Consider the following 24,112-nt stretch of genomic DNA (forward strand, 5'->3'; position numbering starts at 1 on the left):
CCGGAGCGTTTGGCACATCACTCATTCCAGTGGTGATGTGGTATACACTATTAGCCTCAGTTTCCCGAGGGTATTGTGTTCCGAAGGGTAGTTTGGCCACGTGTTACTGAGCTATTCGCCACGAGTCCGAACTCGTGCGACTAGCATGGCTAAATCGGATCCCAATAGCAATGGCCTCCGGCAGGATCAACCGGAATGAATATCCTTCAGGCCTGATTCCCGACCTGAAGGGGGTGTTGGCGGGTGTCAATCTCGGTTGAAGCCGAGAGTTGACACACCATTGCATTGGTCTGTGTGGTGTCCGGCCCATCCAACGGCTTGGATGACACCGAACGACCACGGCTCACATCAGATCACCGCTTACGCCGGAGCGCAGGGGGCGTGATCCTCATCCTTCGCGGACCTGAACGTACCGGACGACGGGTCATAAACCCATCGGAACGGTACGGGTCCAGCGAAACCGGGCCGAGTTGAACGGCCCGAGTCCGCGATGCGTTCTTCGCATTTCTTCGAATGCCCGGGTTGTACTTAACCCCGTCGAACTACCGGCGCCACGTCATGCGATTTCATGCCGAGAGAAGCGGGCCAACTGACCGGATCGAGTCGAGACGGAGGCGAGCCTACCCGGGACGGTATCTCTGTCGCGACAGGGTGATCAACTCCGAGGCGTTCCGGCCGGTCGATGGCGAAAACGAGAGATCGGAACCGGCGGCCCGAGGGTTACTCGTCGTCGAGGTACTCGATGCCCTGCTTCGAGACGTTGGCCTTGGTGATGTCGTCGAGGTCGTTGAGCCAGAAGTCGTCGTCCGCGTCGTCGACCTCGGGAGCGCCGTCCTTCCAGGCCCATCCCTCGTACTCGTGGACCTTCTGGGTCCCCTTCTCCCGGAGACGAAGCGTCGTTCGCTCCGCCTCTTCCTCGGAGGGTGCCGGCTCGAGCGTTCGAGCCGCTTTGAGCGCCGCCTGACGCGGCATGTTGCCCGAGAACTCGCTCGGTTCCGATCCGTCTTCCTCTCGCAGGGCAAAGTTTCGCTTACCGTCTTCACGTACCATGGTTTTGCCTCCGTGTGACACCAGCACACAGTGTGTAATAAATATATCGGGGAAATGAAAGCTGTGCGCCACAATTTTTATATATTGCCTCGGCGGCGGCTGGCGATTTGGGGCATCAAAACGGGAGCGAAACGGTCAATCTGCGGCGATTTGCGGAGGGTTCAGCGCGCGCGACACGCCGGTTCGGGGTTCGCACGGCGATTTCGGCCGCGGATCGCGGACGAATCGGTCCCGCCTCCCGAGGCCGTTCACGCCCGCGGATCGGCTCTGTTGGTCGCGCCGTGCGCACGCGCGATTCACCGGCGGGGGAGTACGCGTAAACAACACTTATGTGTCTGCTATGGCGAAGGGCGACAAGCACACCCGCGATGGTCCGCAAAAAGAAGCTCAGCCCCAGTGGCGCCAAGGACGACGACGGGGAGTACCACAACGTCCACGTGAACCTCCACGAGGACGAGCTCGCCGTCGCCGGCATGGAGATCGGCGACGAGGTGTTCGTCCGGGTCCGAGACGGGAAAATAATCATCCAGAAGGCGGACGCCAACCCGGAGCAGCTCGAACACGACTTCTGACGCGGACCGCGGAAGTTCGACGCAGTTACGCCCCCGAGCGACCGCGATACGGGCCGCGGTCGGCGGATTGATTGTCGCTCGTGACGAGAACCAGACGATGGGCGCGTACGACCTGTTGAAGCCAGCACTGTTCCGGCTGCCGCCGGAGACCGCACACGGACTGATCCACCGGCTGCTCGGCGGCGTTCAGGGGACCCCGGTCGCCGACGCGCTCGCCGAGCGGTACGCGATCGACGACGAGCGGCTCGCGGTCGATCTGTTCGGGTCGACGTTCCCGAACCTCGTGGGTGTCGCCGCCGGGTTCGACAAGAACGCGCACGTCCCGCGGGCGCTGGCGTCGCTCGGGTTCGGACACGTCGAGGTCGGCGGGGTCACCGCGGAGCAACAGCCCGGAAACCCGCGCCCGCGACTGTTCCGGCTGAAAGAGGACGAGGCGCTCGTCAACCGGATGGGGTTCAACAACGAGGGCGCCGACCGGGTGGGCGAACGACTCGACCGCGACCCGCTCCCGGACGTGCCGATCGGGATCAACATCGGGAAATCGAAGTCGACGCCCCTGAGCGAGGCCCCCGACGACTACCTGTACACGTACGAGCGCGTCGCGGACGCGGGCGACTACTTCGTCGTCAACGTCTCCAGCCCGAACACGCCCGGACTCCGCGAGCTCCAGAACCGCGACGCCTTGGAGCGCATCCTCGGGACGCTCGACGATGCCGGCGCCGACCCGCTGCTCGTGAAGCTCTCGCCGGACCTCCCGGAGCCGGCGGTCGAAGACGCGCTCGGCGTCGTCGACGACCTCGGCCTCGACGGCGTCATCGCGACCAACACGACGACCTCCCGACCGGACTCGCTGCGGAGCCACAACCGGGCCGAACGCGGCGGCCTCTCGGGGAAGCCGATCGAGTCGCTCGCGACGGATCGGGTGCGGTTCGTCGCGGAGCGCACCGACGTCCCGGTGATCGGTGTCGGGGGAATCTCCGACGCCGCGGGCGCCTACGAGAAGATACGTGCGGGCGCCTCGCTGGTCCAGCTGTACACCGGGCTCGTCTACGAGGGGCCGGGACTCGCGCGCGACATCAACGAGGGACTCGTCGAACTGCTCGAACGGGACGGGTTCGACTCGGTCAACGAGGCCGTCGGCGCGGACCTGTGACCGAGTCGGGAATCGAAATGAGAGAGCGGGCTACGCGTCGTTGCGGACGATGACGACGACGTCGTCCGCCTGAAGCAGCTCGCCCTCGCCCTGGTACTGCCGCTCCTCTTCGACCGCGAACTCGTCGTCGACGAGCGTGACGCCCGCGACGTGAAGCTCGTCGCCGTCGATCTCGTACTCCTCCTGCGCCAGCGCGGCCTCGATGTCGCCGACCTGGTCGCCGTACTTCGGCCCGACGGTGGCGTAGTCGAGGTCGATGCCCGTGATCACCGTCTCGACGGGCGCGTCGCCGTCGGGGTGGACCGTCAGGTCGTCGACGTGCATCACGCCGGTGATGTCGTCCTCGAAGCCACGCACGTCGGCGTACACCTCCACCGCGTCGAGCGTCGCGGTGAGCGGGAGCTGGTTCTCGCTCTTGTACTTCCGGAGCGCGCCCACGACGGCCGTCGCGGCGGTCCCGGCGGCACGGTCGGCCTCGATCCCCAGCGGCTCGGGCCAGTCGGTGAGGTGAACCGAGTCGCTCGCGCCGTCCGCGAGCCCGGCCGCCGCCGCGTCGCCGGCGTACATGTCGTGCCACAGCTCCTCGGTGACGTGCGCGAGGAGGGGCGCGAACAGCTTCAGGAACCGGCGGTGCGCGGTCCGAAGGGTGTACGCGGCCGCGTCGTCCTCGCGCTGTTTGGCGATCTCGAGGTAGTCGTCGCAGAACGTGTTCCAGAAGAAGCTCCGGAGCTCGTCCCGGGCCTTCGAGAACGCGCGGTCGTCGAGCAGCTCGGTGAGCCGCTCGACCTCGGCGTCGAGCTCGGCGAGCAGCCAGCGGTCGAGCTCGCGGAGCCCGCCGTCGGGCTCGGCCGGGAACGGCTCCGGCGCGAGCGACTCGACGAGCTTCGAGGCGTTCCACAGCTTCCGGATCAGCTTCTCGCCCGCGCGGAGGTCCTTCTCCTTGAACGGGAAGTCGTCGCCGACGGCGGTGCCGGCCGCCCAGTAGCGCGTGGCGTCGACCGGGAACTCCTCCAACACGGCCTCGGGCTCGACGACGTTGCCGACCGACTTCGACATCTTCTCGCGGTTCTCGTCGAGGACGTGCCCGTTGATCATCGTCTCCTCGAACGGGACCTCGTCGGTGTGCTCGTAGCACTTGACGAGGGTGTGGAACAGCCAGAAGCTGATGATGTCGTGGCCCTGCGGCCGGAGGTCGAACTGGTACAGCTCCGGATGCTCCATGGTAAACTCCTCGGCCTCCTCGTCCCAGTCCCAGCCGGCGTTGATGAGCGGCGTGAGGCTGGAGGTGGCCCACGTGTCGAGCACGTCGTCCTCCGGCTCGAACTCGCCGTGCCCGCACTCGGGGCACGCGTCGACCGGCGGGTCGTCCGAGAGCGGATCGACGGGGAGGTCGGCCTTCTCCGCGATGACCTCCTCGCCGCAGTCCTCGCAGTACCACACCGGGAACGGGATGCCCGAGGAGCGCTGGCGGGAGATGAGCCAGTCCCACTGGAGCCCCTCGACCCAGTGCTCGTACCGGGTGAACATCTTCTCGGGCGACCACTCCATCTCCCGGCCGATCTCGAGGTACTCGTCCGTCTTGTCGAGCATCTCGATGTACCACTGCTCGGTGACGAGGAACTCGACGCTCGTCCCGCAGCGCTCGTGGACGTTGACGGTGTGGGTGATGTCGCGGCGGTCGAGCAGGGCGCCCGCCTCGTCGAGGTCCTCGACGATGGCCTCGCCGGCCTCGTCGGCGTGGAGCCCCTCGTACCCCTCGGCGACGTCGGTCATGTGGCCGGACTCGTCGATGGCGACCCGGAGGTCGAGGTCGTGGACCTGGTACCACTCGATGTCGTTCTGGTCGCCGAACGTACAGCACATCACGACCCCGGAGCCGGTCTCCCTGTCGACGCGCTCGTCGGCGATGATCGGCACCTCGTGGCCGAACAGCGGGACCTCGGCGGACTCGCCGACGAGATGCTGGTTCTCGTCGTCCTCGGGGTGGACGAACACGGCGACGCAGGCCGGGAGGAGTTCGGGGCGGGTCGTCGAGATGACGAACTCCTCGGCGTCATCGGCGCCGTCGCCGTCGGTGTCGACCCCGACGACCCGGAACGCGATGTCGTTGAAGTGGCTGGCCTGCTCGTCGTCCTCGGTCTCGACCTGCGAGATGGCGGTCTCGCACTCGGGACACCAGATCGCGGGCGCCTTCTCGCGGTACTCGCGGCCCTGGTCGTAGAGGTCGACGAAGGAGAGCTGGGAGACGCGCTGGACGCGGGGCTCGATCGTCTGGTACGTATGGTCCCAGTCGACGGACACCCCGAGCGACTGGACGTTCTCGGTGAACTGCTCCTCGTAGTTCGCGCAGACCTCCCGGCACTTCCGCTGGAACTCGCGGCGCTCGAACTCTTGGTGGCGGATGTCGAGCTCGTCCTCCGTCAGGCGCTCGGAGGCGATCCCGTTGTCGTCGTAGCCGAACGGGAAGAACGTCTCCCCGCCGTTCATGCGCTCGAAGCGCGCGACGAAGTCCTGGAGGGTGAACCCGTACAGGTGGCCCATGTGGAGGCTCCCCGATACCGTCGGCGGGGGCGTGTCGATGGAGAAGACGGTGTTCGGGTCGACCGGGTCGTCGGCGGAGTAGGCGTACGTCTCCTCGTCGACCCAGCGCCGCTGCCAGCGCGGCTCGACGGCGTCGGGGTCGTACTCACCACTGGGCATTTCGGTCACACGTTCCGCCGGTTCCCCCTTAACGGACTCGGTTGTGTGGGGCGACGGGGTGCGCGGGCGCGGTCAGCGGCCGTTAGACCTTATCGTCGAGGTCGTGTTCGGCCGCCATCTTCGACGCCTCGGACGCGAACCGCTCGACCTCGTCCGCCGGGCTCTCGCCCAGCGCGCTTTTGTCGACCTCGCGGCCGGCGGTGATCCCGTCGCCCGTGACGAGCCGCTGTTCGGCCAGCTCCTTCGTGTGGACGCGCTCGCCGTCCTCTGTGGCGTAGGTGAGCCGGACGAGCCCCTTCGAGTCGAACTGCCGGTCGACGAGCCAGACGGTGGGCATGGGCGGGGATCGGTCCCTGCGAGATTTAAAAAGGGCGGTCGAGATCCGAGAAAACACAGGACAGCAAGGAGCGATTTGAATGCTGATGCGGTTGGCGCGTGCCGACGAACGCCCGATAGGGCGTGAGTCGCACGCGCGAGGGAGTCAGTCGCCGGAGCGAAGCGGAGGCGACTGACGAGGCTGGGGAGGTAAGAGGTGCGGTCGCGGTGCGGGGCGGGTGGGACTCAAAGGGGCAGTCGCGAGGCCGCCGTAGGCGATGTAAGCACCGCAGTGAGTGAGCGGAGCGAACGAACGAGGAGCGCAACGAGCGTACGGCGGCCTCGCGACTGGGGCTTTGGAGGAAGTCACCGCCGATCCCTTTCAGAGCCCCACACCTCTCGTCGCCACGGCTTTGTATCGGCTCGCCGAACCGGTGGTCATGTACGTCGAGTTCGATCGCGACACCTGCGTCGGGATGTACCAGTGCGTCGCCGAGTGGGACACCTTCGAGAAGAACCTGAACGACGGGAAAGCCGATTTAAAAGGGAGCGAGGAGGAGGAAGACGACCTGTTCGTCGTCGAGGTGCCCGACAGCGAGGAGTTCGATGCGAAGTTCGCGGCGCGCTCGTGCCCCGTCGACGCCATCGAAGTGTACGACGACGACGGCGAACAGGTGGTATGAACGATTCCGGACGAACGGGTGGCTGTTTATAAACTGAAGCCGATACACCGATGCGTGCGAACGCCACCGAAGCCCCGGCCGAGAGGCGGGCGCACGCTCGTTGCGCTCCTCGCTCGTTCGCTCCGCTCACTCGCTGCGGTGCTTACGTCGCCTGCGCCCGCCTCTCGGCCGCCCCTTCGATTCCCGCCCTGACCGCACCGCAACCGCAGCCTCACACCTCCCCAGCCTCGCGGCTCCCTCCGCTTCGCTCCGGTCGCCGCGTCCCTCGCACGCGCTCCTCACGCCCTCCGGGCGCTCGGAGGCGCGCGCCGTGGTGGATGACTCACCTAGCACGTCGACTCCCGGCCGATTCTATTTATAAGTTATCGGCGACGTCCTCGGCGAAGTACGTGACGATGAGGTCCGCGCCCGCGCGCTTGAGCGCGGTGAGCGACTCCAGCGCGGTCGCCTCGAGGTCGAGCCACCCCTTCTCCGCGGCGGCGTGGAGCATCGCGTACTCGCCGGAAACGTTGTACGCGGCGATCGGCCGGTCGAACTCCCGCCGGAGGTCTCCAACGATATCGAGGTACGGCAGGCCGGGCTTCACCATCAGCACGTCGGCCCCTTGCTCGGCGTCGAGCCGGGCCTCCCGGAGCGCCTCGCGGCGGTTGGCGGGGTCCATCTGGTAGTGCCGCCGGTCGCCGAACGCGGGCGCGCCGTCGGCCGCGTCGCGAAACGGGCCGTAGAAGGCGGACTCGTACTTCGCGGCGTAGCTCAGAATGGCGACCTCCTCGTGGCCGGCGTCGTCGAGCGCCTCGCGGATCGCCCGCACCTGTCCGTCGGTCATCGCGGAGGGAGCGACCACGTCAGCACCCGCGTCGGCCTGCGAGACGGCGGTCCGCGCGAGCAGGTCGAGCGTCTCGTCGTTCTTGACCGTGAGCGTCGGGTCCGACTCGGCCGTCTCCTCGATGACGCCGCAGTGGCCGTGGTCGGTGTACTCGCAGAGGCAGACGTCGCCGATCACGGTGACGTCGGTCTCGGCTGTAATCCGCCGGGTCGCGCGCTGGACGACGCCGTCGTCGGCGTACGCCCGGCTCCCGGAGGCGTCCTTCGACTCGGGGACGCCGAAGAGGATGACGGCCTCGACGCCGGTCTCGCGGATCTCGGCGACGCGGTCGACCGCCTCGTCGACCGGGACGCGCTCGTGGCCGGGCATCGTCTCGATCGGCACACGTTCGTCGGTCGTCGCGTCGACGAAGACGGGCGCGACGAGGTCCGACGCCGAGAGGTCGGTCTCGGCGACGAGCGGGCGAACGCCGTCGGTCCGGAGGCGGCGTGGCCGGTCCGTGAGGTCCATGTCGACCGGTTGGTCCCGCGCGGCCTTTTAGCGTTCGTCTCGCACCGACTGGCTCGCCCGGCGGAGGGAGGAGTCGGCCGAACCGGCTACTCCGAGGACTCGATGTCGATCCGGTCGCGGAGCTCCGCGAGCTCGTCCGACTCCGCGAGCTCCTCGACGCGCTGTTTGAAGTGGGACTCGCAGAGCCCGACGACCACGCCGCCCTGCTCCGCCTCGTACGTGGCCTCCCGGTCGCAGTAGTGACACCGCATACGCCCCACTCCGTCCGGCGCGGGCTTAATGTTGTTCGTCGGGCGCCGCGCCGGGGGAGTCCCCGGCCGCGAACTCCCCGACAGAAACCGGCTCGGGCAGCCGCTCGCGGACCGGCTCGAACACCGACGCCGTCAGCCCGGCGACGCCGAGCGTCCGCTCGTGGGCGTCCGTCCCGCCCGTCCTGAGCAGGTCGCTCTCGGCGGCGAGACGGTCGATCCGCGCGTCGTCGACGGCGCGACCGTACGGGTAGAAGCGCTCGACCGCGTCGATCGCGGCCGACTCGCGCGCGACGTCGAGCGCCTCGTCGACGTCCCCGTACCGGAACGGGTGCGCGAGCCCGACGAGCGCGCAGGCGTCGGCGAGCAGGTCGAGCCCCTCGTCGAGCGGCGTCACGTCGCGCGCGACGTAGCAGGGGCCGTCGTTTCCGATCAGCTCGTCGAACGCCCCGGCGTAGTCGTAGGGCGCGTCGGACTCGTCGATTGCCCGCGCGATGTGCGGGCGCCCGAGCCCGGCGCGAGGTTCGACGTCGAGCTCGACGCCCAGCCGCTCCTCGACCGCGTCGAGGATGGCGGCGCCGCGCTCGCGGCGGTCGCGCTGGAGCCGGTCGATCTCCGCGTCGAGCGCGTCGGTGTGCTCGACGCCGTAGCCGAGGAGGTCGAGGCGCTCGAAGCCGGCGTCGACCCGGAGCTCTATCCCACGGACCACCCGGATCCCGTCGCGCTCGACGACCGGCGCGTCGAGCCCCGGGTGGATCCGGTCGTGGTCGGTGATCGCGACCCAGTCGACGCCGGCCTCGCGGGCGGCCGCGGGCACCTCGTCGAGGGTCAAGGTCCCGTCAGAGACGGTCGTGTGCGCGTGGAGGTCGGCGACGACGGGATCGCTGGAGTCGGGGGAATCGTCGGTGACGGCGGAATCAGAAGATTCGGCGGAATCGGCGGGCATGGGGGCGAATAGCCCCGCCCGACACTAAGCGACGGCGGTCCGAGACGCGGCCGGGAGACACGAATATAAGGCGATATAAGGTATCCCCTCCGACTAAGGTCGTACATGGACAATCATTAAGAACCATCGGCGGTTTCCATCTGTTGATGCGCTTGAACGGCGTCGACGACCGACTCGAACGGCACCAGTACCCGACCACCTCTGAGGAGATCATCGCGGCTCACGGCAACGCGACCGTAGAGCTCGCGAACGGGTCCGAGCGGCTCGGCGACGTCTTAGAGCGGTTCGGCGACCAGACGTTCGAGAATCCGGAGGACGTGTTCACCACGCTCCGGGCCGGCGTCTGCCACCGCGGCGTCGGTCGCCGGTTCTACTCGGACCGCGACCCGACCACCGACGCGGAAGAGGGGCCCTCGCCGGTCTCGTTCTGACGCGCCGAATCGCACGGAATCCGTACCCTTTCTTTCGAAACCCGACCGCGGAGAGCCGCCGATCCGGCCAAACCGAGAGCGGCTACGTCACCGCAGAGCGACGCCGCTACGAGACGCCGTCGACGACCCCGGAGAGGTCGAGCGGGACCGACCCCTTCCGATACCCCTCGATCGAGCCGTCGGGCTCGGCGCGGTAGACGACCGCGGGCTTGTGTCGGACCGCGGGTTCCGCCTCGCGCACGGCGGCCCACTCGTCGGCGGGGAACGACGAGCAGTCGACGAACAGCGTGACGCCGCCGGCGTGAGCCGAGAGCTGGCCGCTCGTCTTCGTCTCGGCGGTGTCGCGGACGGCCGCGACGGGGTCGTTCGCGGAGCGCCCGGCGGTCGGCTGCGGGCGCGTCACCTCGACGAGGTGGCCGGCGCCGGTCTCCGGGTCCGTCGCGCGGAAGTCGAGCGAGTGGCCCGTCGTCACCTCGATCTCCGGCGTGACCTCGTACCCCGCGTCCGTGAGTATCCGGGCCGCGGTGAACTCGGCTATCGCCGCGCTCATCCGGACGAGGTCCCGCGAGGCGGAGGTCCCGAGCTTCCCGGCCATGACCTCGCGGTACTCGTCGAGCGTCCCCGGCCGCAGCGTCTCCTCGACGAACCCGGTGCCGTCCTCGCGGGTCGCGTCCGGGAACCCGGCGGCGTGGTCGCGGAAGAACGCCCGGCTCGTCTCCGCGCCGTCCTTCGAGCAGAAGACGGGTAGGAAGAACCACGAGACGTGCGGGTACTCCGCCAGCCACGGCTCGTCGTCGTGGAGCCCGGCGAGCAGCTCGCGCTGCGCCCACCGCGAGACCGGGTACGGCGCCTCGTCGAACCCGTACTTGTCCGTCCGCCAGAGCTCGCTCGGCGTCTCGGTGTTACCGAGCCAGTACCCGACCGGCCCGCCGTCGGCGCCGACCGGGGGGTCCGCGTCGTCGTCCGTCCAGCAGAACAGCGCGAACGACCCGTCGTCCATGTCGAACCGGCGCGCCTCGTACGCCGGCGGCGGCGCGAACCACGGGTCGCCGGCGGTCGCTCCGAGGTTCTCGTCGAGGGGGCGACCGATCTGCGACCGGACGCGGTCCGCGGTCCACCGGCCGGGCGAGCGCCTGAAGCGGAGCGGTTGTGCCACGGGCGTTCGGTATCACGCCGCGGGGTTAATCGATTCCGGTGGACCGACCCGATCGTTCACGGTTTATGATACCTTTGCCGACAGGTATATAACAGGAAACGGCCAAGTGTTGACGTACCATGTCAATGGGTGCCTATGACGAGGCCGAACACGAGCGTCGGGAGAAGAAGACCAGCGAAGTCGACGCCGACTTCGACGCGGAGCGCCCCGAGTACTCCGGATCGCTGACCTACGACTCGGGCGACTCCACGGAGGCACTCCTCGACAAGTTCGAAGAGCTTCAGGGCAAGTGACGCGGCCGCGGCGACGCCGCGCCTTCTAATTCCATTCTCGACGCCGGTAGCGACGGGTAACGGTCGCGACAGCGGGGTGCGACGGGCCGACCGGAACCGAGAGATCAGGTGAGTAGGATCGCCGCCGTACAGACGACCGCGACCGCGAGGACGTGACCGACCACCGCGCCGAGCAGCACGGGTTCCGTGAGCAGGAACGGCACGAGCGCCAGTTGGACCGCGGAGAAGCCGATGTTCTCGGCGTCGAGCCGGCGGACGGTCGCCCGCTCGTCGGGCGGGAGGTCGACGTGGACCGCGCGCCACAGCGCGACGACGGCGCTCCACCAAGAGGTGCCGATGCGGTAGGTGAGGTCCCAGAGGACGAGCAGCGTGAGGTAGACGACGGGGATCGGCGGCTGCGGACCGAAGAGCCGGTCGAGGAGGGTGTTCTCCCACGCGAACAGGTACGTCACGAGGGCGATGAACGCTAACACGCCCAACACGATTTCGATGCTCGACCCGAACAGCAGCCGCTTGTGTTCCGGCGGGGTCCCGAGCAGCCGGTTCTTCGCGCCCAACCGGTGCATCTCGACGCTGCCGACCGCGGCGACGACGACCGCGACCGTCCCGGCGACCACGGCGTTCCAGACCCCGTAGTACCAGCCGAGCGCGACCACGCCGACCTCGAAGATCGCGAACTGGAGCGCGACCGCCAGCGTCCGCGAGATCCCTAACCCGGGGATCCCCCCGACGAGGCTCTCGTACACCCACGTCTCGCCGTACTCGCGGCTCACGACCGGAGCCCCCGGAGCGTCGTCAGCCACGGGCGCTGCGCGTTCGGCGAGTCGGTCAGGGCGCGCGCGACCGCGAGCTCGAACGGGGTTCGCTCGACCGGGACGAGGTCGCGGATGCGGTCGTCCTCGACGATCACGGTGTTCCGGAGCCCCTCGACCAGCGACCGGGCGAGGTAGGGGTTCACGTCGGTAACGAGCCTGAGCCACCGGGCCGACAGCTCCGGGCTCAGCACCGGCACCCTGACGATCCGGAGCCCGCCCCCGAGCTGCCGCCTGGTCCGCCGCAGGATCTCCCCGTAGGTCAACACCTCCGGCCCCCCGATCTCGAACGTCTCGCCCGCGGTCTCGGGGACATCGAGGACGCCCGCGAGGTACGCGACCACGTCGGCTATCGCGATCGGCTGGCACAGCGTGTCGACCCACTTCGGCGTGACCATCACCGGGAGCCGCCGGGCGAGCCCGGCGACCACCTCGAAGCTGGCGCTCCCGGCGCCGATGATGATCGCGGCCCGGAGCGTCGTGAGCGCCGGGTCGCCATCGGCGAGGATCCGCTCGACCTCGCGCCGGGACCGGAGGTGCTCGGAGAGCTCCTCGCGGTCCTCGCCGAGCCCGCCGAGGTAGACGATCCGGTCGACCCCCGCGTCGGACGCGGCCGCGGCGAAGTTGGTCGCGCAGTTCCGGTCGCGCTCCTCGTACCCCGGGCCGCCGTCCATCGAGTGGACGAGGTAGTACGCGGCGTCGACCGCCTCGCCGTCGAGTTCGAACGCGGGCGGGAGCGTCTCCGGCTCCAGGAGGTCGCCCTCGACGACGGCCACGCCCTCGGGCGCGTCGTAGCCGTCGGCGTCGCGGACGAGCGCGACCACGTCGTGGCCGCGCGCGCGCAGCGTCGGGACGAGTCGGCTCCCGACGAACCCGGTCGCACCGGTGACGAGCACTCGCATACCGTCCCCTCGGGCGGCGCGACCATAAGCCTCGGCCCGCGCGGCCGACCTCTCCGGGCCCCGAGGTCGCCGCGAGCGCCGGGGGCGCAGACCGATCGCTAGAAGTGCCCCCGGGTTCCTCGTCCGGTATGCGCGCTGGCGAGTTCGAACCGGTCCGCGGCGTCGAGGACCTGTACGTCCACGACACCGGGATGTTCGACACCGACGAGTACGGCGCCGTCTACGTGTACGACGCCGAGCGACCGATCGTGATAGACACCGGGACGGGGGCGAACCGGGAGGCCCTGTTCGAGACGATCGAGGCGATCGGGATCGGCCGCGAGGAGCTCGCGTGGGTCCTCCCGACCCACGCCCACCTCGACCACGCCGGGGGGGCCGGCTACCTCGCGGAGCGCTACCCGAACGCCGAGGTCCGGGTGCCTGAAAAAGGCGTCCGCCACCTCGTCGACCCGGAGGCGCTCGTCGCCGGCACCAAGTCGGCGGTCGAGGAGCAGTGGCAGTACTACGCGGAGCCGAAGCCGGTCCCGGACGACCGGATCGAGGGCGTCGCCGAGGGCGACCGGATCGACCTCGGCGACCGCGAGCTGGTCGTCCGCGAGGCGCCCGGCCACGCGCCCCACCACGCGGTGTACCACGACCCCGAGGCGGACGTCGTGTTCGCCGCCGACGCCGCCGGCATCTACGTCCCCGAGATCGACGCGGTGACCCCGACGTCGCCGCCGCCGCAGTTCGACTTCGAGCAGTGTCTCGACGACATCCGGCTGATCGAGGACATCGACCCCGAAACGCTCTGTTTCGGCCACTTCGGCCCGCGCGACTGCGACGCGGACCTGCTCGGCGAGGCGAAGCGCGCGTACGTCGAGTGGGTCGAGCGCGTCCGGCAGAAGCGCGACGAGCTCGACGACGACGAGGCGGTCGTCGACCACTTCGAGGCGGCGAGCCGCGACATCGACTACTGGAACCCGGAGCGCGCCAGAGCGAACACGAGCCTGAACGCGCGCGGCGTGTTGACGTATCTCGACCGCGTCGACGACGAGGCGTGACTCGGCGAGGAGACTCGACGGGACGTGACTCGCCGGCGAGGCGCGATAGGGACCCGGGGCCGGCGAGAGAAACGCCCTAAACCCCGCCGCCCGTAGGCCGGGGCAGATGGGCATCTTCGACACGATCCGGGCCGTGCTCGGGACGAGCGCCGAGACCGACGCGACCCGCGAGGCGGACCCCGAGGACCTCTTCGGGATGTCGACCGCGTACATGACGATGGAGGCGGACCTCCGCTACGACCACTGCGGGGAGGCCGCGCTCTGCTTCTCCGGGATGGACAGCACCCGCTTCGACGAGGCGGTCGAGACCGTCGAGGCCATCTTGGAGGCCGGCGAGATAGACACCGGCACCGGCTTCCATCGGCACGAGGACGACCACGGCTACCAGTGGTTCGTCTTGGAGGACGACGACCCCGAGGACCTGGTGACGAGCGCCCACTTCGCGGCCGACCAGTTCATCGAGGAGGGGTTCGGCTCGCGGCTGCTCGCGGCCGTCTTCGGCTTCGAGAACGACGACGGCCCGGTCTACTGGATCTACTCGTTCCGCCGCGGCGCCTACTACCCGTTCGCGCCGCGGGGGACGAGCGACCGGAACCAGCGGGTCGAGTTCAAGCTCCAGTCCGTCCTCGACGGCGAGCTCGGCTTAGAGGACGACGAGTCGTACTGGTACCCGCTGTGGCCCGACGCGCCCGGGAACCACCCGTGGGAGTGAGCGCGGGTGACGACATGAACGACGGCTCGGACGCGGATATTGCCGGGCGGAACACCCCGAAGAAGCGTCTGCTCCGCGGCGTCGCCGTCCAGACGACAGCCGTCGCCGCGGCGGTCCACCTGCTGTGGGCGTGGCCGCGGCTCGGATCCCCGCCGGACGCGCGCCCGTACTTCTTCCTCGCCGGGAGCGCGCTCGCGGCCGCGGTCGCCGTCGCGACGTTCCGGGGCGGGGAGTACCGGCGGCTGTACGCGCTCGGCGCGGGGACGCTCGGGGCGTTCCTCGGCGGGTTTCTCGCGTGGCACGGGACGGACGCGGCCGCGGCGCTCGCGGCGGAGCCGCTGGCGGTCGTGGCGGCCATCGTCGAGGTCGTCGGGATCGGCGCCTTCCTCGCGCTGTACCGGCTCGCCCCGCCGACGAGCGTCGTCGTCGAGCGCCGGCGGGAGGAGGAACCGGCCGAGGGGAAGGAAGACGGCGAGGGGGAGGAGGGACCGTTGTGACCGACGCGTACCTGACGGTCGCCGAGCGCGCGACCGCGCGGTTCGAGGTCCAGGGGTCGGAGTTCCTCGGGCACGTCGCCCCCGTCGACACGGTCGAGGCGGCGGAGTCGTTCGTCGCGGAGGTCCGCGAGGAGTACGCCGACGCGACCCACAACGTGCCCGCGTACCGGGTGCCCGCGGGCGAGCCGTCGGCGCGCACGCCGGGATCGGAGCCGATGCTCAGGGAGTACTCGTCGGACGACGGGGAGCCGACCGGCTCCGCCGGGAAGCCGGCGCTGAACGTCCTCCAGCAGCGCGAGATCCGGAACGTCGCGGCGGTGGTGACGCGGTACTACGGCGGGACGAACCTCGGGGTCGGCGGGCTTGCGCGCGCCTACTCGCGCGCGGTGAAGGAGGGCGTCGACGCCGCCGGCGTGGTCGAGGAGCGGCCGCACCGCACCCTCGTCGTCGAGACCGAGTACGACGACTCGGGGACGGTCCGGGGCGTGATCGAGTCGACGGGCGTCGAGTTCGACGCCGACTACGGCGAGCGAGTTCGGTTCGACCTCCGGGTGCCGGTCGCGGAGGTCGAGGCGCTCCGCGAGCGGCTCAACGACGCGACGAGCGGGCGGGTGGAGATCGACCGGTAGCGAGAGGTTCCGGCGGTCGGCCTACGAGAACTTCCGGACCGTCATGTCGAGGGTGTCGAGGTCGAGGATGGGCGCGTAGCCGGCGTCGGGGTCGATGTTGACGGACTTCTGGAAGTCGGTCTGGGCCTGCCAGCAGCCGGAGTTGACCGCGAGCACGTTGTGGTACTTCCCCCAGCCGAGCTTGTGGACGTGGCCGGTGTGGAACACGTCGGGCACGTCCTCCATCACGAGGTAGTCGCGCTCCTCCGGCGCGACGCGGGTGTGACCGCCGAACTGCGGCGCGACGTGGCGTTTCTTCAGCAGCTGATACATCGCCTTGTGGGGCTCGTCGTAGCTCGCCTTCTCCTCGGGCAGCTCCGCGATCACCTCGTCGAGCGAGACGCCGTGGTACATCAGCACCTCGACGCCCTCGACGGAGACCGTCGCCGGGTTCGAGACGATCTGCGCGTCGTGGACGTCCATGATCTCCCGGATCTCGTCGTCGAACCCGGGCTGCGGCTCGGCGAGGCGGACCGCGTCGTGGTTCCCCGGGATCATCACGATCTCGGTGTCCGCGGGGACCTCCTTGAGGTGTTCCGAGAAGGCCTCGTACTGCTCGTAGATGTCGACGATCTCCAGCTCCTCGTCCTGGTCCGGGTAGACGCCGACGCCCTCGACCATGTCGCCCGCGAGGAGGAGGTACTCCACGGGGTCGGCCTCGGGAGTGTGGAGCCAGTCGGCGAAGCTGTGCCACGCGTCGGCCATGAACTCGTCGCTGCCGACGTGGACGTCGGAGATCAGCGCGGCCTGGACGTGGCGGTCGGCCCCGCCGGGGCGGTGGGTGCGGGGGACGTCCGGGAAGTGGAGCGAGTCCGCGAAGAGGATACCGGCGTCGTCCGCGAGCGTCCCCTCGACCGCGACGCACTCGTCTAAGAGGATCTCGTCGACGACATCGGCGAGGCCCTTGTCCTTCATCACGAGCGCGGGGAAGGTTCCGGTGGTGTCCTCCAACTCGATCAGCCAGTGGCCCGATTTCGTGGAGCGGACGTCGTTGACGAGGCCGATCATCGCGGCGTCGCTGCCGCCCTGTATGTTCGCGATCGCCTCCGCGGGCCGGTGGTTGACTCGCCCGCGGAGGATCTTGGAGAGGCGCTCGTAGCGGTCGCGGAACGTCGTGACGAAGTCGGAGTACTCGCCCGTCCCCGTGCTGCGCCCGGTCATGTCGTTGCCGACCTCTAAGTCGCGCAGGTCGGGGTCTCGGGAGGAATGAGAATCGGGAGACGAGGGCTCGGTTGACGAGTGATCGGGCCCGGGCGACCGGTCGGGCTCGGTAGACGAGGAGTCGGAGCCGTCGACCGCGGTCGCGGACTCCGTCTCGGTCCCCCTCAAACTCGGATCCGGCGACCCCTTCGTTTCGACTGGAGATTGTCCGGGTTCGTCGGGCGAGGCCGCGGATCTGTCCGTGTCACCGATCGCCTCGCGGACGTGGTCGGCGGTGATCCGGAGGGCGTCGTCGGGGGCGCGGTCGACGGCGGCCGCGACGGCGGCGGTGGGATCGGGCGCGCCCGCGAGCAGGGTGACCGCCTCGCGCTCGGCGTTGTAGCCGCGCTCGGCGAGGGCTTTCGCGATCCGGGCGTTCGACTCCAGCGGCACGATATCCGAAAGGAGGGTCGCGGGCAAAACCGTTCCGGAGGCGTCGGAGGCGAGCGCGCGGGGCCGCGAGCGAGGGCGGAATCCGCGCGACCCGGAAGCTTATGAACGGAACCCTCCAAAGGCGACGTAATGGACGAAGGGGATCGGCCGACGGACACCGACGGGTCGGCCGGTCGAGACGAGCGGGCTGAAGATCACTCTGGGGCGACTCCCGACGGATCGGATGGCAGGGTTCCCGACGGATCGGATGGCAGGGTTCCCGACGGATCGGATGACGTGGTTCCCGACGGATCGGATGACGGGGTTCCAGACGACCCCGACCGCGTGGCCTCGGGTGGAACGGGCGACGAAGCCGATACCGACCGCGAAGTCGACCTCGGGGACGAGCCCGAATCACCCGGGGAAGCAGACGAGTCCGCTGAGTCCGGCGAATTCGATGCTTGGAGCGACGCGGAGACCGCACCGGAATCGGTAGGGGCTCCCGCGTTCGAGACAGAAGAGACGACGACGGCGGACGAGTCGCTTCTACACCGGTTCCGTCACGACCGGGAGGGGGCGCTGATGTGGGTCCGGGAGATGCTGGCGAGCGTCGCCGTCGTCCTCCTCGTCGGCCTCCTGCTGTTCGGCGTCAGCGGCGTGTGGCCGCCGATGGTCGCCGTCGAGTCGGGGAGCATGGAGCCGAACATGCAGGTCGGCGACCTCGTGTTCGTCACCGAGCCCGGCCGGCTCGCGCCGGACGCGGCCGAGAACGGCGTCGGCGTCGTCACCCACGAGGTGGGCCAAGAGGTCGACTACCGGACGTTCGGGTCCTACGGGTCGGTGATGATATACACGCCCCCGGGGCGGACCGGGTCGCCGATCATCCACCGGGCCATGTTCCACGTTACCGAGGGCGAGAACTGGTACGACCGCGCCGACGCGGAGTACCACAACGCCGTCGACTGCGGGTCGCTCGCCAACTGCCCGGCGCCGCACGACGGGTACATCACCCTCGGCGACAACAACGGCGCCTACGACCAGGCCAGCGGCCTCTCGCCGCCCGTCAGGGCCGAGTGGGTGAACGGGGTCGCGCGGCTCCGAGTCCCGTATCTCGGCTACATCCGGCTGATCGCGACGGGGCAGGTGGAGCTGAGCGAGGCGATCACGCGGACGGTCGGAAGCGCCCTCCCGGCGGCGATGGAGAGCGGTCTCCCGGCGGTGGATTCGGCCTCCGCTTCGTCCGCCACGGCGGCGTGACGCCTGCCGAGACGGGGTCGGCGACGTAGCGATTGACGGACGGGCTCAGTTGTCGAACCGGGCCTGAACGAACGGCTGCGCGTTCTCGATGTCGCCGAGCCGCGAGTCCGACAGGAGGACCGCCTCGGTCTCCTCGACGGGCACCGAGAGGCCCATCTCCTTCGTTCGGCCGTAGCGGCCCTTCGAGACGACGACTGCGTTGACGATCCCCAGCATGTCGAGTTCGCTGATGAGGTCGGTGACGCGCCGCTGGGTCAAGACGTCGGCGTCGATCTCCTCGCAGAGCCGCTTGTAGATGTTGAACACCTCGCCGGTGTTGATGTTGTGAACGCCGTTCTTTTCGAGGAGGATCACGGCGAACAGGACGATCTTGCTCTGGGTGGGGAGGGTGCGGACGACCTCGACGACGCGGTCGAGCTCGATCTTGTCCTGAGCCTGCCGGACGTGTTTCTCCGCGACGATCTCGGCCTGCGAGCGCTCGGCGAGCTCGCCGGCGGTCCGGAGGAGGTCGAGGGCGCGTCGGGCGTCGCCGTGTTCCTGGGCCGCGAACGCGGCGCACAGCGGGATCACGTCGTCTGTCAGCGCGTCGGGCTTGAAGGCGGTGTCGGCGCGGTGCTGAAGGATGTCGCGGAGCTGGTTGGCGTCGTACGGCGGGAAGACTATCTCCTCCTCGCCGAGGCTCGACTTGACGCGGGGGTCGAGGAAGTCGGTGAACTTCAGGTCGTTCGAGATCCCCATGATCGAGATGCGCGAGCGGTCGAGCTCGGAGTTCATCCGGGAGAGGTTGTACAGGGTGTCGTCGCCGCTCTTCTCGACGAGCTTGTCGATCTCGTCGAGCATGATCACGACCACGCGCTCGTGGTAGTCGACCGCCTCGAAGAACGTCGAGTAGACGCGGTCCGTGGGCCACCCCGTCATCGGCACCTCCTCCATCTCGTCGGCGTCGTCTTCGAGGGTCTCGATGCGCTCGTCGATATCGTCGACCGAGTCGAACTCGGTGTCGGCGAGGGCAGCTGCCGCGTCGGGACCGGGCGTGTCCTCGGCGTCCGTCGCGTCCTCTCGGAGGGTTCGGAGCTGCTCTAAGCGGTCGGCGATCACCGCTTGGTTCTCTTCGATGAACGTGTTCGCGAGCTGGGCGAGGACGCGGTACTGGGTGTCGGTCACCTCGCAGTTGATGTACTCGACCTCGCAGGGCACGTCGTACTTCTGGGAGGTGGACTCGAGCTCTTGGGAAACGAACTTGGCCGAGGCGGTCTTGCCGGTCCCCGTCTTCCCGTAGATGAGGATGTTCGATGGGGTCTCGCCGCGGAGCGCGGAGACGAGGATGGTCGCCATCCGGTTGATCTGGTCGTTGCGGTGCGGGAGCTCGTGCGGGGTGTACGAGGGGCGGAGGACCTCCTTGTTCTCGAAGATCGGTTCGCCGGAGAGGAGGTCGTCGAACAGGCCCTGGTTGTCCTCGTCGTCGTCGTCGAGGACGACGCCGTCGAAGTCGACGTCGGGCGACGACCGGTCGCGACCGCCGTTGTCGATCCCCGCCGTTTCGGGTCGAGCGTCGGTCGAGAGGGAAGGCGTGTCAGCGTCCGATTCGATCGATTCGACGTCTGGCGTATCGTGACTCGTTCCGTCTTCGACGTTGAGGCCGGTATCGGGGTCGGGTTCGCTAAGACCCCCGGAGTCGGCTTCGGTTGGAGTGGTCGGGTCGGCTTCGGTTGGGGTGGTCGGGTCGGCTTCGGTTGGAGTGGTCGGGTCGGCTTCAGTCGAACTGTCGCCCCCCGTTTCGGTTGGAGCGTCGGGATCGAAATCCTCGATATCGGGGTCCTCGGCTTCGGGATCCTCGTCTTCGGACTCGTCGGTTTCGGAGCCCTCGACGGCGAAGCCGTCGGCGTCGGGAGTCGAAGAGCGGCTGGGCGATGAGTCCTCGGAGCCGCTACTGTGGTCCGATTCGTCGCCGTCGTCCGAGTCGATACCGCCGTCGGCCCCCGATGTGTGATCGCCTTCGTCCATGTGAACCCCTCTGTTTCAGGTGGAGACAGCTGGGTATGTCGCTTGAGACGCCGTCTCCCGTCGGAAATACGCATTCGCGGTCGGAATCGAGACCGACCACGTCCAGTTGATACAGTCGAACCAGATGAAGAGACGGTACAAAAGTGTTCCTCTCTGGAGTTGAAACGATCCTCTCTCACGAAGTATCGGGGCGACGGAGAGGCGGTTCGGGAGCATTCGCGGGTTCGCCGATCGAGTCGAAAAGTCGAGGTGAAACGGACGACGGGAGAGGAAACTACCGGGTTCTCCGAGACGATCTCGTCGATAGATCGTATTTCGGGCGCTCTCGTGACAGGTTCCCATCTGACGCGACCGAGTCGTGACTACTCGGATCCGGACTGAGAGTTCAGTCGGAGCGTTTCGACTCGCCGGTTTCGGTCCGCGATTTCCGGTTCCGTCGAATCGACTCGGTCGGGGACACCCCCACACCCCTTCGTTTCGTGTGGAACGGTGAATGGGTGGGTGGGGGTGGTGAGACTGGGGTTTGGTACCGGTGGTTTTATATCCAAAACTGTTGAACAGTACCCTCGACAATCTACTCTATATTATATTTTGTTTGTCAGTGTTGTTTTATCCAGCTACAGCTGATGAATTATCTGAGGAAAACGAGACCGCCGCCGAACGCCCACCGGACACCCCACGGGGTTGCCGGGTTCCACTCGAAACGAAGGGGTGGGGGGCTCCCGAACGACTGCCGTGTGACCGACGAGCCAACGAACGTCACGGTCGACGCCGATAGTTTTACCATCCGGTAAACGAACCGTACACGTACCTATGAGACGACTCCGCTCGGACGAGGTGGGTCGATGACCGATACCGACGACACCGGTACCGACGACACCGATACCGACGACACCGGTACCGACGACACCGATACCGACGGCGGCGGCACCGGGAGTTCCGCGAGCAGCGGACGAATCTTGGACGGCGTCACCGTTCTCGACCTCTCGACGTTCGTCACCGGCGGCTTCTGTTCAGCGATGCTCGCGAACCAGGGCGCGGAGGTCGTCAAGATCGAACAGCCCGGCTACGGCGACGCCGTCCGCCACTCCGGCCCGCCGTTCATCAAGGGCGAGTCGCCGTACTACTGGACGCTGAGCTACGGGAAGAAGAGCCTCGAACTCGACCTGAAGAACGACGACGCCACGGAGGCGCTGTACGAGCTCGTCGAGGAGGCGGACATCTTCATCCAGAACTTCCGCCCGGGCACCGCGGAGCGCCTCGACGTCGACTACGACACGCTCACCGACCACAACGAGGACCTGATCTACCTCGCGATCTCGGCGTTCGGACAGACCGGCCCGTGGCGCGAGCGATCCGGGTACGACCTCCTCATTCAGGGGATGAGCGGGATCATGAGCGTCACCGGCGAGGCGGACCGCCAGCCCGTCAAAGTCGGCCTCCCGATGACGGATCTGATCACGGCGATGTGGGCGGCCTTCGGCGCGACCACGGCCCTCTACCGCCGCGAGCGGACCGGCGAGGGCGAGTACATCGACCTCGGGATGCTCGAAGCCACCCTGCCGTGGCTCACCAAGCAGGCCGGGATGGTGTTCGCGGGCGAAGAGACGAAGCGGATGGGAACGAAGGACCCCGTCCTCGCCCCGTACCAGACGTTCGAGACGAAGGACGGGTTCATCAACATCTGTATCCTCAACGAGAAGCTCTGGGGCGAGCTCTGCGAGGCGCTCGACCGGCCCGACCTCCCCGAGGACGACCGGTTCGAGCAGAACGCCGACCGCGTGGAACACCTCGACGAACTCGAGGCCGAGATCGAGGCCACGCTCGCCGACAAGACGACCGACGAGTGGATCGAGGTCATCGCCGAGGACGCCGGCGTCCCCGCCGGCCCGGTGTACAGCGTCGAGGAGGCGCTCAACAGTGAGCAGATCGACGCCCGGGGCACCGTCACCGAGATCGACCACCCCGAACTCGGCGAGGTCCCCGTGATCGAACACCCGCTCAAGTTCCGCAACGCCGAGAGCGGCTTCGAGCTCCCGCCGCCACTGCTCGGCGAACACAACCGCGAGGTGTTCCGCGAGCACGGCTACTCGGAGGCCGAGATCGACCGCCTCGCGGAGCTGGGTGTGTTCGGCGACGACGCCGAGGACGGAGACACCGACGACTGATGGCGTCGTCCGCGACCGACTCCACCGGCGTCCGCGTCGCGGGCGTCGGTATGACGCCCTTCGAGAGCGACTCCGAGCGCGCACTCGCCGACCTCGCCGCCACCGCCGCCGAAGGGGCCCTCGCGGACGCCGCGATCGACCCCGGCGACGTCGACGCGCTCCACTTCGGCAACGCCCTCGCCGAGGCGCTCGACGAGGGAGCGGGGCTCGCGAACGCGCTCGCGGCCGCCCTCGGCCTCGACGGCGCGTCCGCCGATCGGATCGAGAACACGAGCGCGACCGGCGCCAGCGCCTTCCACCGCGGCGTCGACCGCATTGAAAAGGGCGACGCCGACACCGCGCTCGTCGTCGGCGCCGAGAAGATGTCCGCGGGCGACACGCGGGACGTCACGGAGGCGATCAGCCGCCTCGTCCACCGTCGCGAGTACGCGCAGGGGGTCACGCTCCCCTCCTTCGGCGGCCTCGCCGCCGGCGCCTACCTCGACCGCCACGACGCGCCCCGCGAGGCGCTCGCCGCGGTCGCCGCCAAGAACCACGCCAACGCGGTCGACAACCCCGTCGCGCAGTTCCGGAAGTCGATCGACGTCGAGGACGCGCTCGACTCCCCGGTGGTCGCCGCACCGCTCCGACTGTACGACTGCTGTCCGATGTCCGACGGCGCCGCCGCGGTCGTGCTGACCCGCGCAACCGACGAGGACGACGCCGGACACCCAGCGGGCCCGCGCGTCGCAGGTACCGCGAGTGCGACGGGCACCCACGCGGTCGCCGAGCGCCCGGACCCGCTCTCGATCGACTCCGTCCGGACCGCGGGCGAGCGCGTCTTCGACAGCGCCGGAATCGCCCCCGACGACGTCGACGTCGCCTGTATCCACGACGCGTTCACCGTTCTCGAACTGATCGAACTCGAAGAACTCGGCTTCTACGACCCCGGAACCGCCTGGGAGGCGACGCTCGACGGCGACACCGCGCTCGACGGCGACCTCCCGGTCAACCCCGGCGGCGGGCTCAAGGCCCGCGGCCACCCCCTCGGCGCGACCGGCCTCTCGCAGATCGTCGAACTCGTCTGGCAGCTGCGCGGCGACCTCCCAGAGAGCCGCCGCGTCAACGACGCGGAGACGGCGTTCGCGATCAACGTCGCTGGGTTCGGGAACAACAGCGTCTGTACGGTGTTGCGCGCGTGACCGGCTCCGATCACCCGGTCACCGACGGGCCGGCCGACCGCGACGTCCCCGCGGACCGCGCCTTCGTCTGCGACGACTGCGGCCACCGCTGGTACTACGACCGACGCCGCTGCCCGGCGTGCGGCCACGGCGCTGAGTCGGCCGCGACGGTTCGACTCGAAACGGGGGCGGTCGTCGCGACGACGACGGTCGAGACCACGCCGCCGGACGTCCGCGCGCCGAACCACCTCGCGTTAGTCCGGTTCGACGAGGTCCAACTGATCGCACAGGCCGCCGACGGCGACCTGTCTCCCGGCGATCGCGTTCGATTCGACGGTTCTCACCGGCTTCGCGACGGGCGCGAGCGGACCGACCCGCGGCTCGTCGCGGTCGACGACTCCTGACGACGGGGACCGATTTCGACTGGAAATCGA

Annotated in this window: 24 protein-coding genes and 1 rRNA gene; 13 read left to right on the forward strand and 12 right to left on the reverse strand. The window is 68.6% G+C overall.

The window, feature by feature from the left end; translation table 11 throughout:
• Positions 1–197, reverse strand: a 16S ribosomal RNA gene (locus tag DVK07_RS17870); the annotation flags it as partial.
• A 523-nt stretch (positions 198–720) separates the two neighbouring features.
• Entirely contained in the window at positions 721–1,050 is a 330-nt protein-coding gene (locus DVK07_RS17880) for a non-histone chromosomal MC1 family protein (protein WP_044965795.1), read from the reverse strand.
• Between the two features lie 368 nt (positions 1,051–1,418).
• Between DVK07_RS17880 and DVK07_RS17885 the strand changes: the two genes are divergently transcribed.
• Complete coding sequence (locus DVK07_RS17885) at positions 1,419–1,622, forward strand: hypothetical protein (protein ID WP_004599199.1); 204 nt, start codon at positions 1,419–1,421, stop codon at positions 1,620–1,622.
• A 97-nt stretch (positions 1,623–1,719) separates the two neighbouring features.
• Complete coding sequence (locus tag DVK07_RS17890; RefSeq protein WP_121598288.1) at positions 1,720–2,775, forward strand: quinone-dependent dihydroorotate dehydrogenase; 1,056 nt, start codon at positions 1,720–1,722, stop codon at positions 2,773–2,775.
• A gap of 30 nt (positions 2,776–2,805) precedes the next feature.
• On the opposite strand, the gene DVK07_RS17895 is transcribed toward DVK07_RS17890, so the two are convergent.
• Entirely contained in the window at positions 2,806–5,475 is a 2,670-nt protein-coding gene (locus tag DVK07_RS17895; protein WP_121598289.1) for a valine--tRNA ligase, read from the reverse strand.
• A gap of 82 nt (positions 5,476–5,557) precedes the next feature.
• On the reverse strand, positions 5,558–5,812 hold the full coding sequence (locus DVK07_RS17900) for a hypothetical protein (protein WP_121598290.1): 255 nt from the start codon (positions 5,810–5,812) through the stop codon (positions 5,558–5,560).
• A 418-nt stretch (positions 5,813–6,230) separates the two neighbouring features.
• On the opposite strand from DVK07_RS17900, the gene DVK07_RS17905 reads away from it, so the two are divergent.
• The gene (locus DVK07_RS17905) at positions 6,231–6,473 is read left to right on the forward strand and encodes a ferredoxin (RefSeq protein ID WP_121598291.1); all 243 of its coding nucleotides are present in this window, start codon (positions 6,231–6,233) and stop codon (positions 6,471–6,473) included.
• A gap of 355 nt (positions 6,474–6,828) precedes the next feature.
• On the opposite strand, the gene hemB is transcribed toward DVK07_RS17905, so the two are convergent.
• The 3 genes from hemB to DVK07_RS17920 all read right to left on the reverse strand — a co-directional run bounded on the left by hemB (position 6,829) and on the right by DVK07_RS17920 (position 9,003).
• A complete protein-coding gene (gene hemB / locus DVK07_RS17915; protein ID WP_121598293.1) occupies positions 6,829–7,809 on the reverse strand; it encodes a porphobilinogen synthase in 981 nt (326 codons plus the stop codon).
• Between the two features lie 86 nt (positions 7,810–7,895).
• Complete coding sequence (locus DVK07_RS23410; RefSeq protein ID WP_004599205.1) at positions 7,896–8,060, reverse strand: DUF6757 family protein; 165 nt, start codon at positions 8,058–8,060, stop codon at positions 7,896–7,898.
• Between the two features lie 25 nt (positions 8,061–8,085).
• Positions 8,086–9,003, reverse strand: a complete 918-nt coding sequence (locus DVK07_RS17920; RefSeq protein WP_121598294.1) for a PHP domain-containing protein — start codon at positions 9,001–9,003, stop codon at positions 8,086–8,088.
• Between the two features lie 146 nt (positions 9,004–9,149).
• Here DVK07_RS17920 and DVK07_RS17925 point away from each other — a divergent pair, with 146 nt between their 5' ends.
• Positions 9,150–9,434 (forward strand): DUF2795 domain-containing protein, encoded by a 285-nt coding sequence (locus DVK07_RS17925; protein ID WP_004599207.1) that lies wholly within the window; start codon positions 9,150–9,152, stop codon positions 9,432–9,434.
• Between the two features lie 106 nt (positions 9,435–9,540).
• Here DVK07_RS17925 and DVK07_RS17930 read toward each other — a convergent pair whose 3' ends face one another.
• Positions 9,541–10,590, reverse strand: coding sequence for a DUF5784 family protein (locus tag DVK07_RS17930; protein ID WP_121598295.1), 1,050 nt, complete (start codon positions 10,588–10,590; stop codon positions 9,541–9,543).
• A 125-nt stretch (positions 10,591–10,715) separates the two neighbouring features.
• Between DVK07_RS17930 and DVK07_RS22765 the strand changes: the two genes are divergently transcribed.
• Complete coding sequence (locus tag DVK07_RS22765) at positions 10,716–10,883, forward strand: DUF5786 family protein (RefSeq protein WP_004599209.1); 168 nt, start codon at positions 10,716–10,718, stop codon at positions 10,881–10,883.
• 104 nt (positions 10,884–10,987) lie between these two features.
• Here DVK07_RS22765 and DVK07_RS17935 read toward each other — a convergent pair whose 3' ends face one another.
• Both DVK07_RS17935 and DVK07_RS17940 read right to left on the reverse strand, forming a co-directional pair.
• A complete protein-coding gene (locus DVK07_RS17935) occupies positions 10,988–11,656 on the reverse strand; it encodes a hypothetical protein (RefSeq protein ID WP_121598316.1) in 669 nt (222 codons plus the stop codon).
• Positions 11,653–12,597, reverse strand: coding sequence for an NAD(P)H-binding protein (locus tag DVK07_RS17940; RefSeq protein WP_121598296.1), 945 nt, complete (start codon positions 12,595–12,597; stop codon positions 11,653–11,655). Before DVK07_RS17940 ends, DVK07_RS17935 begins: the two co-directional genes overlap by 4 nt.
• A gap of 128 nt (positions 12,598–12,725) precedes the next feature.
• Between DVK07_RS17940 and DVK07_RS17945 the strand changes: the two genes are divergently transcribed.
• From DVK07_RS17945 to DVK07_RS17960, 4 genes are all read left to right on the forward strand, one after another.
• Positions 12,726–13,640: an MBL fold metallo-hydrolase gene (locus tag DVK07_RS17945; RefSeq protein ID WP_121598297.1), complete on the forward strand. Its 915-nt coding sequence runs from the start codon at positions 12,726–12,728 to the stop codon at positions 13,638–13,640.
• Positions 13,641–13,746: 106 nt separating this feature from the next.
• The gene (locus tag DVK07_RS17950) at positions 13,747–14,352 is read left to right on the forward strand and encodes a hypothetical protein (RefSeq protein WP_121598298.1); all 606 of its coding nucleotides are present in this window, start codon (positions 13,747–13,749) and stop codon (positions 14,350–14,352) included.
• A 14-nt stretch (positions 14,353–14,366) separates the two neighbouring features.
• Positions 14,367–14,849 (forward strand): hypothetical protein, encoded by a 483-nt coding sequence (locus DVK07_RS17955; protein ID WP_199719588.1) that lies wholly within the window; start codon positions 14,367–14,369, stop codon positions 14,847–14,849.
• Positions 14,846–15,478: a YigZ family protein gene (locus DVK07_RS17960; RefSeq protein ID WP_121598299.1), complete on the forward strand. Its 633-nt coding sequence runs from the start codon at positions 14,846–14,848 to the stop codon at positions 15,476–15,478. The genes DVK07_RS17955 and DVK07_RS17960 overlap by 4 nt, the downstream gene beginning before the upstream one ends.
• Before the next feature lie 21 nt (positions 15,479–15,499).
• On the opposite strand, the gene DVK07_RS17965 is transcribed toward DVK07_RS17960, so the two are convergent.
• A complete protein-coding gene (locus tag DVK07_RS17965) occupies positions 15,500–17,110 on the reverse strand; it encodes a DNA-directed DNA polymerase II small subunit (protein ID WP_121598300.1) in 1,611 nt (536 codons plus the stop codon).
• A gap of 129 nt (positions 17,111–17,239) precedes the next feature.
• Here DVK07_RS17965 and DVK07_RS17970 point away from each other — a divergent pair, with 129 nt between their 5' ends.
• Complete coding sequence (locus tag DVK07_RS17970) at positions 17,240–18,346, forward strand: S26 family signal peptidase (protein ID WP_121598301.1); 1,107 nt, start codon at positions 17,240–17,242, stop codon at positions 18,344–18,346.
• A gap of 45 nt (positions 18,347–18,391) precedes the next feature.
• Here the strand turns inward: DVK07_RS17970 and DVK07_RS17975 are convergent, their stop codons facing one another.
• The gene (locus DVK07_RS17975; RefSeq protein ID WP_121598302.1) at positions 18,392–20,350 is read right to left on the reverse strand and encodes a Cdc6/Cdc18 family protein; all 1,959 of its coding nucleotides are present in this window, start codon (positions 20,348–20,350) and stop codon (positions 18,392–18,394) included.
• Between the two features lie 845 nt (positions 20,351–21,195).
• On the opposite strand from DVK07_RS17975, the gene DVK07_RS17980 reads away from it, so the two are divergent.
• The 3 genes from DVK07_RS17980 to DVK07_RS17990 are packed head-to-tail and all read left to right on the forward strand — an operon-like array spanning position 21,196 to position 24,082.
• Entirely contained in the window at positions 21,196–22,518 is a 1,323-nt protein-coding gene (locus tag DVK07_RS17980) for a CaiB/BaiF CoA-transferase family protein (RefSeq protein WP_199719590.1), read from the forward strand.
• The gene (locus DVK07_RS17985; protein WP_121598303.1) at positions 22,518–23,699 is read left to right on the forward strand and encodes a beta-ketoacyl synthase N-terminal-like domain-containing protein; all 1,182 of its coding nucleotides are present in this window, start codon (positions 22,518–22,520) and stop codon (positions 23,697–23,699) included. Before DVK07_RS17980 ends, DVK07_RS17985 begins: the two co-directional genes overlap by 1 nt.
• The gene (locus tag DVK07_RS17990; RefSeq protein WP_121598304.1) at positions 23,696–24,082 is read left to right on the forward strand and encodes a hypothetical protein; all 387 of its coding nucleotides are present in this window, start codon (positions 23,696–23,698) and stop codon (positions 24,080–24,082) included. The genes DVK07_RS17985 and DVK07_RS17990 overlap by 4 nt, the downstream gene beginning before the upstream one ends.
• The last annotated feature ends 30 nt before the right edge of the window (positions 24,083–24,112 follow it).

Origin of the sequence: Halorubrum sp. Atlit-26R (genome assembly GCF_003666015.1) — an archaeon.
In the GTDB taxonomy this organism is placed as follows: Archaea; Halobacteriota; Halobacteria; order Halobacteriales; family Haloferacaceae; genus Halorubrum.